This is a genomic window from Nocardia arthritidis NBRC 100137, assembly GCF_001612765.1.
In the GTDB taxonomy this organism is placed as follows: Bacteria; Actinomycetota; Actinomycetes; order Mycobacteriales; family Mycobacteriaceae; genus Nocardia; species Nocardia arthritidis.
Map to the genome: position 1 here is coordinate 17,206 of NZ_BDBB01000024.1, position 11,525 is coordinate 28,730.

The window sequence follows — 11,525 nt, forward strand, 5'->3', positions numbered from 1 at the left end:
CGCTGCGCTCGGTGCCGCCGTGCGCGATGCGCGCTGTGCCAATGGCTCGCTCGCTACGCTCGCTCACGTCGGTCCTCTCTCGTCGCTGGCATCCAGGGCAGGGGCGACAGGACTTGAACCTGCAACCTGCGGTTTTGGAGACCGCTGCTCTGCCAGTTGAGCTACGCCCCTTCGGTCGGACGGTGTTGGCTGTCCAACCACTGTTCGATATTCAGTTGTTCCCTGGTGTCACACAACACGCGCGCCACTCCGGCAGTTGCCGGCCCCTTGGACGATCCTCGCGGACCGCCTGGAACCAGCCCCTCAGAGCAGCGCGCAGCGGCTGGCGACCCCAGAAACCTGAGTGTACGTTACCGTGCGCGCCATTAGCCAATCCGGGTCGCTGTCCCTGGTCAGGCCAGTTGCACCGTCGCGGTGGCGCGGCCGAAGATCTTCTTGCCCGCCGCCTTCGCCACGATGGCCACGACCGCGGTCCTGGTCTCCGGATCGACCGATTTCACCTTACCGGTGTACTCGATCTCGGCGGCCTCGTCGGAGCCCACGTAGACCGGGCTGGTGAAGCGGACGTTGTACTCCTTGACCGCACCGGGGTCGCCGAGCCATGAGGTGACGAATCCGCCGCCCAGACCCATGGTGAGCATGCCGTGCGCCACGACGTTGTCCAGGCCGACGAGCTTCACGACCTCGTCGCTCCAGTGGATCGGGTTGGCGTCGCCGGAGACGCCCGCGTAGTTCACCAGATCGCCGCGGGTGAGCCGGACGATGCGCGCGGGCAGTTCGTCGCCGGCGGAGACGTCCTCGAACCGGATGGCGTGCTTCGTGCGTACCCCTTGCGCGGGCGGCACGACCGGAGTCGGCGCCTCGGTCACCGCGAGCGTGCTGCGCGGGTGATGCCCCGGCGCGTCCTCGCCGATGCCGTGCATGAGCACGTTGCGGACGGCGGCATTGAGGTTCGGGTCGATGTCGCCGCCGCTGCGCCCGACGAGGGTGGTGTAGGTGGTGAGCACCAGTTCGTCGTTCTGCGCGGTGACGATGTTCTTGGTCACGATGATGTCGCCGCCGAATGCCTGCCGGAACGAGTGCAGGTGGACATCGCAGGTGAGTTGATCGCCGACCCTGATCGGGCGATGGAATTCCAGGATCTGGTCGGTCTGCATGATCTGGCTGAGGTCGTAGCCGGTGACGACCTCTTCGAACAATTTGCGCTGCGCGAGAATCCCGACCAGGGAGATGAAGGTGACCGGCGCGAGCAGGTTGTCGTACCCGTACTCCTGCGCCGCGTCCTCGTCCCAGTGCACCGGATGGTAGTCCTGCACGGCGCGGGCGTACTCACGCACCTTTTCGCGGCCGACCTCGTAGTAGTCGTCGACGCGGTAGTGGTGACCGACCATCGCCGCGGCGTTCGCCGCGGGGTCGAGCTCCTCGCCCGTCTGGACCGCTTCGTCTGTACCGGTGTTGATTGTCACGGGAGGACTGTACCTATCTGACCCCGTCACCCGGAGTCTGCGGAGCGCTCACCACCGCACCCACACCGTGAAAATGCGTCAGGGCCGGACAGTTGTCCGGCCCTCGCGGTGCCACGGCCCGAGATACCGGGATGCGACTCCCGGCGCTACACCACGCGGTAGTTCACGCGTGGAGGACTAGCGGGATTCGCGGTGCGCCCGGTGCGTGCCGCAGTTCGGGCAGAACTTCTTCAGCTCCAGCCGGTCCGGGTCGTTGCGCCGGTTCTTCTTGGTGATGTAGTTGCGGTGCTTGCACTGCTCGCAGGCCAAGGTGATCTTTGGCCGGACATCGGTGGACTTCGCGGCCACGATATGCCTTCTTTCCGGTACCTGATGGTCTTGTATCGGGTTGTGGTAGCGATGGCCGGACTTGAACCGGCGACACAACGATTATGAGTCGTTTGCTCTACCGACTGAGCTACACCGCCACGGCGTCGCATTGCCATGGTGCCGAGCCCGCACTACGGGAGCGATGCCGAGTCGGTCACCACCGGCAATCCGGCGAGCCCCCTAACGGAATCGAACCGTTGACCTTTTCCTTACCATGGAAACGCTCTGCCGACTGAGCTAAGGGGGCATGACTACTTCCGCACCGAGCCCGCGATATTCGACCTCAGCGCGGTGAAGTCTTGAACGAGGTTACACACTCACTGGTCTTCGTACCAAACCGCGTGGTCAGAGAGGTGTTTTACCACGCAGTCGCAGCGCTTCGAGACACCTTCGCGGCCCGTTCGGGAGTAGCGCCCGCTCGCGAAACGCGAGACCGTACCCACGCAGACCTGGCCACTGCGACGCAAATATGGTCACCAGGCGATCGCGAGAACGACCGAACAACTGCTGATTCGAGCCCAGAAACGAAGCGGCCGACCGAGGAAGAAACCGAAGACCGACGAATCGGGGTGCGACAGAGCCCGGCGGCACCGACCCGCGATCCGGCTCGATAAGAACGTCGGTCATCGACGCGCCCGGGTAAACGACCAACGAAACACCTGTGACCAACGCAACCACCGAAAGGGCGGTCCGGGGTCGAAGGTCCGCCGGGCGGGGCGTGGGGGTTGCACCCCCACAAGACATTACGAAGCGAGCCCTGTACGCGCTTTCTGCGTACAGGGCTCGCCTGGTGAGCGGAGTGGCAGGTGTAGGATTCGAACCTACGTAGGCTTTCACCGACAGATTTACAGTCTGCTCCCATTGGCCGCTCGGGCAACCTGCCGTTCGCGCATTGTTTCACGCGCTGAGCAGAATACATCGAACCTGCACCCTGAATGCAAACCGGCTGGCTATCGGCCCTGCGACGCGACTACCCTCGGGGCTCCGGGTAGAACTGACGATGGCTGGAAGCGTCCCGCTCAGCTCACCCCGTCGGACCGTCAGAACAGGAGCGCAGCGTGGCTGATTCGTCTTTCGATGTTGTGAGCAAGGTCGACCGGCAGGAGGTCGACAACGCCCTGCATCAGGCGGAGAAGGAACTCGGCACCCGCTACGACTTCCGCGGCACCGGCGCGTCGATCGAATGGTCCGGCGAGGACAAGATCGTGCTCACCGCGGAGGCGGAGGAGCGCGTCAAGGCCGCGCTGGAGGTGTTCAAGGAGAAGCTGATCCGCCGCGACATCTCACTGAAGGCGTTCGACGCCGGCGAGCCCGTCTCCTCCGGAAAGGTGTACAAGATCACCGGTTCGCTGGTACAGGGCATCGACTCCGAGCACGCGAAGAAGATCTCCAAGAAGATCCGGGACGAGGGTCCCAAGGGCGTGAAGGCGCAGATCCAGGGCGACGAGCTGCGGGTGAGCAGCAAGAAGCGCGACGATCTGCAGGCGGTGATCGCGCTGCTGAAGGGCGAGGATTTCGGGATCGCGCTGCAGTTCGTCAACTACCGCTGACCGGGCCGGAGCGCGGCCGGGACCGAGGCGTCGGCATGTCAACCGAGGAGCGGCCCGGGCTCGGCGTGGACGAAGGCATCCGCGCGCTGCTGCTGCTCATGCCCCGTGTGGTCGGACGGGCCAAGAAACTGGGCGTTCCCGAGGAGCTGGAATCGTTCTCGCTGGCGCCTCGGCACCTGTCACTGCTGGCCAATCTGGTGTTCGACGGACCGACCACGGTAACGGATCTGGCCGCCCGCCTGGAGGTGGCGCCTACGACGGTGAGCTTGATGGTCGGCGAACTCAGCAAGCAGGGTGTGCTCGAGCGCGGCGCGGATCCGGACGACCGGAGACGCACCATCGTCGCCATCGCACCGGCGCACGAGAAGTCCGTGCACAAATGGCTGGGGCGCAGTGCCCGAGCCTGGCGTACGGTCCTAGAGCCGCTCACCGCGCAGCAACGGAAGTTGTTCGTCGATACGTTTCGCGCGTACGAAGACCAGCTGGCCTCGGACGACTGACGCCGCCGGGAGTCAGTACCGGCGCGGGCCGCCTGCCATCTCCTCCAGCCGGGCGATGCGTTCGTTCATCGGCGGGTGGGTGGAGAACCAGCGCGCCACCTTCTCGCCGGGACGGAACGGGTTGGCGATCATCAGATGCGACTGCGCCGCCAGCCGGGGCTCGGGCGGGAGCGGGGCGGCGTGCACGCCGCGTTCGATCTTCCGCAGCGCAGACGCCAGCGCCAGCGGGTCGCCGGTCAGCTCGGCGCCGGACTGGTCGGCCTGGAATTCGCGCGAGCGCGAGACGGCCAGCTTGATCAGCGACGCGGCGATCGGACCGAGCAGCGACACCAGCAGCACGGCGAGCACGTTCGGGCCCTCGCCGTTGCGGTTGCCGCCGAACATCGACATGTACACCGCCAGGTTGGCCACGCCCGAGATGACCGCCGCGAGCGCACCCGCGATCGAGGAAATGAGGATGTCGCGGTTGTAGACGTGGGAGAGCTCGTGCCCGAGCACGGCCCGCAGTTCCCGTTCGTCGAGAATCTGCAGGATGCCGCTGGTGCAACAGACCGCGGCACAGCGGGGATTGCGTCCGGTGGCGAAGGCGTTGGGCGCGTTCGTCGGGCTGATGTACAGCCGGGGCATCGGCTGCCGCGCGATGGTGGCCAGCTCACGCACGATCCGGTACATGACCGGGGCTTCCAGCTCGCTGACCGGCTGCGCGTGCATGGCCTTCAACGCGATCTTGTCGCTGTTGAAGTACGCGTAGGCGTTCATGCCCACCGCGAGCACGATCGCGACGACGAGGATCGTCGGGTTGCGGAACAGCGCACCGATGAACACGATCATGGCGGAGAGGCCCACCATCAGCCCGAAGGTCTTCAGCCCGTTCGCAAACCCGTGCCCGTGCATACGTCTCCCTTGCCGCTCCCCCGTTCACCGAGTCGCCTTACAGCAGCTCAACGATAGAAGCCGCGAGCAAAGTTCCGGTGCAGCCCGTGCCGCGCCGACAACGCACCGTCACCCCGCGCGACACCCTCACCCCACGCGTTCGATGGTGTAACGGACCAGCCGTTCGAGCGCGTCGTTGGCCGGACCGTCGGGCAGGGCGGACAGCTCGGCGTAGGCGAGGTCGGCATAGCCCTGCAGTTTCTCCTTGGCCAGCGCCATGCCGCGGGAGTCGGCGAGCAAGGCGAGTGCCTCTTCGACCTCGTCGTCGGTCTCCAGCGGACGGGCCAGCAGCTTGCGCAGGCGGTCGCCATCGGCGCCCTCGTCGCGCAGCGCGTACAGCACCGGCAGGGTGTGCACACCCTCACGCAGGTCGGTGCCGGGGGTCTTGCCCGATTGCTCGGACGCGGAGGAGATGTCGATGATGTCGTCGGAGATCTGGAAGGCGGTGCCGACCGCATCGCCGAGGCGGGCCAGCCGTTCGACGTGCTCCGCGTCCGCGCCCGAGAAGGTGCCGCCGAAACGCCCGGCCGCGGCGATGAGCGAACCGGTCTTCTCCCACACCACGCGCAGGTAGTGCTCGACCGGGTCCTGGGATTCGCCGGCGCCCATGGTCTCGCGCATCTGACCGGTGACGAGTTCGGCGAAGGTCTCGGCGATGATGCGCACCGCGTCGGGGCCGAGGGTGGAGGTGAGCCGGGACGCGTGCGCGAACAGATAGTCGCCCGCGAGGATCGCGATGTTGTTACCCCACCGCGAGTTGACGCTCGGGGCGCCGCGGCGCATGGTGGCCTCGTCCATCACGTCATCGTGGTACAGCGTGGCCAGGTGCACGAGTTCGACGACGGTGCCCGCGGTGATCAGGGCGGGATCGGTGGGGCGCGGGCCGAGCTGCCCGGTGAGGATGGTGAAGAGCGGACGGAAGCGCTTGCCGCCGGCCTTGGCCAGGTGCAGCGCGGCTTCCTGGAGGAATTCCGCCCCGTCGGACAGCTCCTCGATCAGGAGTTTCTCCACCTCGGCCAGCCCGTCGCGCACCGTATCGGCGAGTCCGGCGTCACCGAGGTCGACCCCGGCCACGACCGTGCTCACGTCGCCCGCGGCTGAGCTGTGCTCGCCGTGCGCCGTGTCCTTGATTCGCTCGCTGCGCTCGCTCATGGCCGATGTGCTCATTTCTTCTCCCAGCGATGCGTCCGACCCCACGGTAGAGAACCTAGCGTGTCCCCGTCGGATGGCCCATGAACACCGTCACTCTGTGGTGTATCGGCCACTCGCGCGCCGCGTCGCCGGTGATCGTCCACGACGCGGGCGCGGCCGCCGTCGACATGGAGGAGACGGCCCTGCGAGTATGGAGCGCATGGGTGCACCGGAAGCGAGTCCCGCGCGCGACGAGGACGCGTTGCCCAGCCGAGCCGAGGTGCTGGTCGTCGGCGCGGGCCCGGCCGGATCGGCGTCGGCGGCCTGGGCGGCGCGGGCGGGACGGGACGTGGTGCTCATCGATTCCGCCGTCTTTCCCAGGGACAAGACCTGCGGCGATGGACTGACCCCGCGCGCGACCGCCGAACTGGAGCAGCTCGGCCTCGGCGAGTGGGTGCGCGCGCACGTCGTCAACCACGGCCTCCGGATGACCGGTTTCGGCCGCGAGGCGCTGCTGAGCTGGCCGGGCGGATCCTTCCCGACCTACGGAAGCGCGGTCCCCCGAACCGAACTCGACGACAAACTGCGCGAGACGGCGGTGAAGTCCGGCGCGCGCATGGTGGACGGGACGAAAGTGGTCGACGTCACCCGCGAGGGTGACCGGGTGACGGGCGTGACGGTACGAACAGCCGACGGCACGCGCACGATCGCCTGCCGGACGCTGGTGGTCGCCGACGGGGTGCGTTCACCGATCGGGCGGCTGCTGGGCCGCGTCTGGCATCGGCAGTACGCGTACGGCACCGCGGCGCGGGCCTACATCAAGTCGGGACGCAGCGACGATCAGTGGATCACCTCGCACCTGGAGTTGCGTGACGCCTCCGGCGAGCTGGTTCCCGGCTACGGCTGGGTGTTCCCGCTGGGCAATGGCGAGGTGAACATCGGGGTCGGATCACTGGCCACGGAACGCAGGCCCTCGCACATCGCTTTGAAGCCCTTGCTGGCGCACTACACCGCGCAGCGCACGGAGGAATGGGAATTCGAGGGCTCGCTGCGCGCGGTGGCCTCGGCCCTGCTGCCGATGGGCGGGGCGGTCTCGAACGTCGCGGGGCGCAACTGGGTGCTGATCGGCGACGCCGCGGGTTGTGTGAACCCGCTCAACGGCGAAGGCATCGATTACGGTCTGGAGGGCGGTCACCTGCTGTCGGGACTGCTGGACGAGCCCGACTTCACCGCGATCTGGCCGCAGGTGCTGCGCGACCGCTACGGACGCACCTTCTCGGTGGCCCGGCGAATCGCCGGCCTGGCCACGCACCCGCGCATGGTGCCGCTGGGCGGTCCCCCCGTGATGCGCTCGAAGTATTTGCAGCGCACCGCGGTCCGGGTGATGGGCAACCTGGTGACCGACGAGGACGTCGACCTGACCGCGCGGGCTTGGCGGATGGCGGGCCGGGCGTCCCTGCGTTTCGACGAGCGTCCGCCGTTCGCCTAGGAACGGGTGACGCGATGGGCGAACAGCGAGCGCGCGGATTGCCCGCGCTGTATCTGCTGCCGCATCTGCGCCGAGCCAAGGACGTGGCCGACCGTCACTACGCCGACCCGCTCAATCTGGACGGGCTGGCGGCGGCCGCGGGGGTGTCGAAATATCACTTCCTGCGCGCGTTCGCCGCGGTCTACGGCCTGACCCCCGCCGCGTACCTGGCCGAGCGGCGCATCGAACGCGCCCAGGATCTGCTGCGCGCGACGAACCTCACCGTCACCGAGGTGTGCATGCTGGTCGGCTACAGCAGCCTCGGCTCGTTCAGTAGCAAGTTCCGGCAGCTGGTCGGCGTCACACCCTCGGAGTATCAGGCGAAGTTCGCCGACGGCGCTCCGCGCATCCCCGGCTGTTTCGTCTTCATGCACGGCCTGTCCGACCGCAAGCCGCCCGGCTGAGCGAACGGCGCAATTTTGGAGAAGCCGCTGGCGCGGCGCGGGCCATAGCCTGGCCCGCATGACGACGATTACGAACGTTTCCCTGGTCACGGTGTACGTCACGGACCAGGACGCGGCCAAAGAGTGGTACATCGACAAGCTGGGGTTCGTGGAGACCGCCGACGTCACGATGGGCGACAACGGTTTCCGCTGGGTGACCATCGCCCACCCCGCGCACCCAGAGCTGGAGATCACGCTGATGATCCCGGGCCCGCCGCTGGACGACCACTACGCCGACGCCGTCCGGCGCGCGCTGGCCAACGGCACGCACGGCTCACTCGGCCTGCGAACCGAGAACTGCCAGAAGACCTTCGAAGAGCTGACCGCCAAGGGCGTGGAGTTCGTCCAGCCGCCCGCCGAGCGGCCCTACGGAACCGAGGCGGTGGTCCGGGACAATTCCGGGAACTGGCTGGTCCTGGTGGAGCGGAAGGAGTACTCGCCGCAGGACTTCGCCTAGGCCGCGGCGATGTTGCCCCGGCGCCTGCCGGGGCAACACCTCTGGTCAGGCGGTCGGCTTCGCCGACAGCCACTCCTCGATGAACTTGCGCTCGCTGTTGAGCACCCGATGATGCAACTGCTCGGCGAGTGGCTCGATCGCGCCGCCGACCACGGGCACCTTCACCTGCACGGTGCCCGCGACCTCGATCTCGGATCCTTCCGCGGTGGAACGGATCTCGTAGGAGCCGGACATCGCGGTGTTGATGCCGCCGGTGGTGGCCTCGAAGGTGCCTTTGGCGACCTCGCCGATCAGCGGTTGCCAGTTGTCGGTGCGGGAGAAGGTGAGTTCGCTCTTGAGTACCTTGCGGACCAGCGCGGGTACCTTGTCTTCGGCAGCCTTTTCGGTCATATGGATGCGAATGGTGCCCGCGCCGTCGGGATGCGACACCTCCAGCGTCGCGGTGGGCGCGTCGGCGAAGCGGGCCCGCCAGACGTCATCGGTGGTGAGTGCCCGGTGGAGATCTTCGACCGGGACTGCGTACGGCACGGTGAAGCTGAATTTTCGGGACATGGCCGCCACCGTAGCCGAGCCGGTCGGTAGCCTGTGGCGGTGTCGGAAACCAGCCAGTCCAGCGGGCGGCCGATCCGCCTGCGGCGGGCCAGGATCGGGGTGCTGATCGCCGCGACGGCGGTGAGCGTGCTCGTCGGGCTGCTGGTGCTGGCCGCGTGGCGCAACGATTATCTGATCAGCTCCGACAAGGGCAGCACCACGGCCGAGGTGCTCTCGGCGGGGCGGCTGCGCTCGGCGGTAATGTACGTCACACCGGACGGTGAGACGCACAATCCGAAGGTCGGCGTCCTGTATCCGACAAACCTCACCGCGGGTGAGCGGATTCGCGTGGAATACAGCCGCAGCGACCCCGACCTGGTGCGCGTGGAAGGCCGGGACGTGCGCGTCGCCGTTCCGCCCGCGTTGTCGGTCGTCGTGGTGGTCTGGCTGCTCGCGCTGCCCGCGCTGTGGTTGCTCTCCCGCGTGAAAAGGCGCGGCCCGACGCCGGTGGGTTGATCCGCCCCGACAGTTCGCCGGATCTTTTCGTGCCCTTCACTTCGGTGTGGCGGGGCGGCGCGATGCACCGGTCAGGCTGGGAATGTGCGTGTAGCGATCGTCGCGGAGTCGTTTCTGCCGAATATGAACGGCGTCGTCAACTCCGTGCTGCGGGTGCTGGAGCACTTGGACCGGCACGGGCACAACGCCCTGATCATCGCGCCCGACACACCGCGCGGGCAGCCTGCCGCGCCGCGGGAGTATCACCGTTTCCGGGTCCACCGAGTCCCCGCGGTCATGGTGCCGAGGATCAGCTCGCTGCCGGTCGGGCTGCCGCAGCCGGGCATCGTCTCGGCCATCGACGACTTCGACGCCGACGTGGTCCATCTGGCCTCCCCGTTCCTGCTCGGCGCGGGTGGCCTGGGGGCGGCGCTGCGGCTGGACCTGCCGACCGTCGCGGTGTATCAGACCGACGTCGCGGGCTTCGCCAAGAGTTACGGGCTCGGGCTGACGAGCCGTGCCGCCTGGGCCTGGACCCGGCGCATCCACGAGGGAGCCACCCGCACGCTCGCGCCGTCCCGGGCGGCGGCGGAGGACCTGGCCCGGCACGGCGTCCCGCGCGTGCACCGGTGGGGGCGCGGCGTCGACATCGCGCGGTTCACGCCCGACGCCCGCTCCGCAGAGCTGCGCGACGCCTGGCTCGCCGGCCGCGACCGCCTGCTGGTGGGCTTCGTGGGGCGGCTCGCGCCGGAGAAGCACGTCGAGCGGCTCGCGGTGCTCGGGACCGACCCCGATATCCAGTTGGTGATCGTCGGCGACGGGCCGGAACGCCAGCGGCTCGCCCGGCTGATGCCGACCGCGGTGTTCACCGGCGAGCTCGGCGGCGACGAACTGGCGCGGGCGTACGCCAGTCTCGACGTCATGGTGCACGCGGGCGAGCACGAGACGTTCTGCCAGGGCGTGCAGGAGGCGCTGGCGTCGGGCGTCCCGGTGATCGGCCCCGACGCGGGCGGTCCACGCGACCTGATCGCCCACTGCCGTAACGGCTATCTGCTTCCGGTGGATCGTTTCGGCGAGTTGCTGCCCAGTGCTGTCGGGGCGTTGCACGATCCCAGGCTGCGGACCCGGTTCGCCGGGGCGGCCAGGAAGTCGGTGCTGTCGCGGACCTGGCCCGCCGTCTGTACCCAGCTGATGAGCCACTACGCCGAGGTGGCGGGCGCCCGGATCTCCTTGCCCCATACGGCCTGAACCGCGCTCCAGCGTGACGGATGTATCCCCGCGCCACGCTCGGTTCGTAACAGACCGCGAGTTAGGGTCTTCGCGTGGCGAAAACGCAATCGAACCGGGCCTCCTTGGACAAGCAGCCGCGCGAAGTCGCGGCGATGTTCGACGGCGTCGCCCGGCGATACGACCTGACCAACACCGTGATCTCCGCGGGGCAGGATCGCTACTGGCGCTGGGCGACCCGCAAGGCGCTGGCGCCGCGGCCGGGTGAGCGGCTGCTCGATCTCGCCGCGGGCACGGGTGTATCGACGCTGGAGTTGCAGAAGTCCGGCGCCTGGTGCCTCGCAGCCGACTTCTCCAAGGGCATGCTCAGTGCGGGCCGGTTCCGCGACGTGCCGATGGTGGCGGCCGACGCGATGGCGCTGCCGTTCGCCGACGACTCCTTCGACGCGGTGACCATCTCGTTCGGGCTGCGCAACGTGGCCGACACCGACCTCGCCCTGCGCGAGATGCTGCGAGTCACCAAGCCCGGCGGCAGGCTGGTGGTGTGCGAATTCTCCGCGCCGGTGCTCCCGGTGTTCCGCACGGTGTACCTGGAGTACCTGATGAAAGCGCTGCCGAAGGTGGCGCGCGTGGTGAGCAGCAACCCCGACGCCTATGTCTACCTCGCCGAATCCATCACGGAGTGGCCCAATCAGCGCCGGTTGGCGATGCGGATCGCGGCGAACGGGTGGTCGTCGGTGAAGTGGCGCAACCTCACCGGAGGCATAGTCGCACTGCACCGGGCCTACAAACTCGGCTGAACCGGAGACCCGGATCACACCTCACCGCCGGATTCGAGCACTGTGAGGTGGAATGTCACCTGGCGATAACGCGGGGTAAATCCCGCGCAATCGGC

13 protein-coding genes and 4 tRNA genes are annotated in these 11,525 nt (G+C 67.9%); 8 read left to right on the forward strand and 9 right to left on the reverse strand.

Translation table 11 applies throughout. The features are described 5' to 3' along the window. Positions 1-98: 98 nt before the first annotated feature. The 6 genes from NA8_RS18300 to NA8_RS18325 form a co-directional block, all read right to left on the reverse strand. Positions 99-171 (reverse strand) — tRNA-Trp (locus NA8_RS18300). Between the two features lie 221 nt (positions 172-392). Then, entirely contained in the window at positions 393-1,460 is a 1,068-nt protein-coding gene (locus NA8_RS18305) for a fused (3R)-hydroxyacyl-ACP dehydratase subunits HadA/HadB (RefSeq protein WP_063051693.1), read from the reverse strand. 183 nt (positions 1,461-1,643) lie between these two features. Further along, positions 1,644-1,814: a 50S ribosomal protein L33 gene (gene rpmG / locus NA8_RS18310; protein ID WP_011211653.1), complete on the reverse strand. Its 171-nt coding sequence runs from the start codon at positions 1,812-1,814 to the stop codon at positions 1,644-1,646. Positions 1,815-1,857: 43 nt separating this feature from the next. Next, a tRNA-Met gene (locus NA8_RS18315) sits at positions 1,858-1,933 on the reverse strand. Between the two features lie 76 nt (positions 1,934-2,009). Then, a tRNA-Thr gene (locus tag NA8_RS18320) sits at positions 2,010-2,082 on the reverse strand. Between the two features lie 553 nt (positions 2,083-2,635). Then, positions 2,636-2,718: transfer RNA gene (locus NA8_RS18325), tRNA-Tyr, on the reverse strand. 175 nt (positions 2,719-2,893) lie between these two features. On the opposite strand from NA8_RS18325, the gene NA8_RS18330 reads away from it, so the two are divergent. After that, positions 2,894-3,385 (forward strand): YajQ family cyclic di-GMP-binding protein, encoded by a 492-nt coding sequence (locus NA8_RS18330; protein WP_062968288.1) that lies wholly within the window; start codon positions 2,894-2,896, stop codon positions 3,383-3,385. A gap of 35 nt (positions 3,386-3,420) precedes the next feature. Further along, positions 3,421-3,885 carry a MarR family winged helix-turn-helix transcriptional regulator gene (locus NA8_RS18335; RefSeq protein ID WP_063051599.1) on the forward strand — a complete coding sequence of 155 codons (465 nt, stop codon included), beginning with the start codon at positions 3,421-3,423 and terminating at the stop codon, positions 3,883-3,885. 12 nt (positions 3,886-3,897) lie between these two features. Here the strand turns inward: NA8_RS18335 and htpX are convergent, their stop codons facing one another. Together htpX and NA8_RS18345 are read right to left on the reverse strand one after the other, a co-directional pair. Next, complete coding sequence (gene htpX / locus NA8_RS18340; protein WP_063051600.1) at positions 3,898-4,779, reverse strand: zinc metalloprotease HtpX; 882 nt, start codon at positions 4,777-4,779, stop codon at positions 3,898-3,900. A 126-nt stretch (positions 4,780-4,905) separates the two neighbouring features. Continuing rightward, positions 4,906-5,970, reverse strand: coding sequence for a polyprenyl synthetase family protein (locus NA8_RS18345; protein ID WP_439957399.1), 1,065 nt, complete (start codon positions 5,968-5,970; stop codon positions 4,906-4,908). 199 nt (positions 5,971-6,169) lie between these two features. On the opposite strand from NA8_RS18345, the gene NA8_RS18350 reads away from it, so the two are divergent. Genes NA8_RS18350 through NA8_RS18360 form a run of 3 tightly spaced genes read left to right on the forward strand, consistent with a single transcriptional unit; the run spans position 6,170 to position 8,377 of the window. Then, a complete protein-coding gene (locus NA8_RS18350; RefSeq protein WP_063051695.1) occupies positions 6,170-7,438 on the forward strand; it encodes a geranylgeranyl reductase family protein in 1,269 nt (422 codons plus the stop codon). A gap of 14 nt (positions 7,439-7,452) precedes the next feature. Further along, a complete protein-coding gene (locus NA8_RS18355; RefSeq protein WP_040870329.1) occupies positions 7,453-7,881 on the forward strand; it encodes a helix-turn-helix transcriptional regulator in 429 nt (142 codons plus the stop codon). A gap of 58 nt (positions 7,882-7,939) precedes the next feature. After that, complete coding sequence (locus NA8_RS18360; protein ID WP_063051601.1) at positions 7,940-8,377, forward strand: VOC family protein; 438 nt, start codon at positions 7,940-7,942, stop codon at positions 8,375-8,377. Positions 8,378-8,422: 45 nt separating this feature from the next. On the opposite strand, the gene NA8_RS18365 is transcribed toward NA8_RS18360, so the two are convergent. Further along, a complete protein-coding gene (locus tag NA8_RS18365; RefSeq protein ID WP_063051696.1) occupies positions 8,423-8,929 on the reverse strand; it encodes a DUF2505 domain-containing protein in 507 nt (168 codons plus the stop codon). A 39-nt stretch (positions 8,930-8,968) separates the two neighbouring features. On the opposite strand from NA8_RS18365, the gene NA8_RS18370 reads away from it, so the two are divergent. The 3 genes from NA8_RS18370 to NA8_RS18380 all read left to right on the forward strand — a co-directional run bounded on the left by NA8_RS18370 (position 8,969) and on the right by NA8_RS18380 (position 11,430). Next, complete coding sequence (locus tag NA8_RS18370) at positions 8,969-9,424, forward strand: DUF3592 domain-containing protein (protein ID WP_084466908.1); 456 nt, start codon at positions 8,969-8,971, stop codon at positions 9,422-9,424. 84 nt (positions 9,425-9,508) lie between these two features. Next, positions 9,509-10,651, forward strand: a complete 1,143-nt coding sequence (locus tag NA8_RS18375; protein ID WP_063051602.1) for a glycosyltransferase family 4 protein — start codon at positions 9,509-9,511, stop codon at positions 10,649-10,651. A gap of 74 nt (positions 10,652-10,725) precedes the next feature. Then, a complete protein-coding gene (locus tag NA8_RS18380; protein ID WP_063051603.1) occupies positions 10,726-11,430 on the forward strand; it encodes a demethylmenaquinone methyltransferase in 705 nt (234 codons plus the stop codon). Positions 11,431-11,525: the final 95 nt, after the last annotated feature.

Excerpts from the sequence above, each read along its gene's own strand:
- NA8_RS18335 (WP_063051599.1), top strand. The coding sequence starts at position 3,421 with ATGTCAACCGAGGAGCGGCCCGGGCTCGGCGTGGACGAAGGCATCCGC.
- htpX (WP_063051600.1), bottom strand. The coding sequence starts at position 4,779 with ATGCACGGGCACGGGTTTGCGAACGGGCTGAAGACCTTCGGGCTGATG.
- NA8_RS18345 (WP_439957399.1), bottom strand. The coding sequence starts at position 5,970 with ATGAGCGAGCGCAGCGAGCGAATCAAGGACACGGCGCACGGCGAGCAC.
- NA8_RS18350 (WP_063051695.1), top strand. The coding sequence starts at position 6,170 with ATGGGTGCACCGGAAGCGAGTCCCGCGCGCGACGAGGACGCGTTGCCC.
- NA8_RS18355 (WP_040870329.1), top strand. The coding sequence starts at position 7,453 with ATGGGCGAACAGCGAGCGCGCGGATTGCCCGCGCTGTATCTGCTGCCG.
- NA8_RS18360 (WP_063051601.1), top strand. The coding sequence starts at position 7,940 with ATGACGACGATTACGAACGTTTCCCTGGTCACGGTGTACGTCACGGAC.
- NA8_RS18365 (WP_063051696.1), bottom strand. The coding sequence starts at position 8,929 with ATGTCCCGAAAATTCAGCTTCACCGTGCCGTACGCAGTCCCGGTCGAA.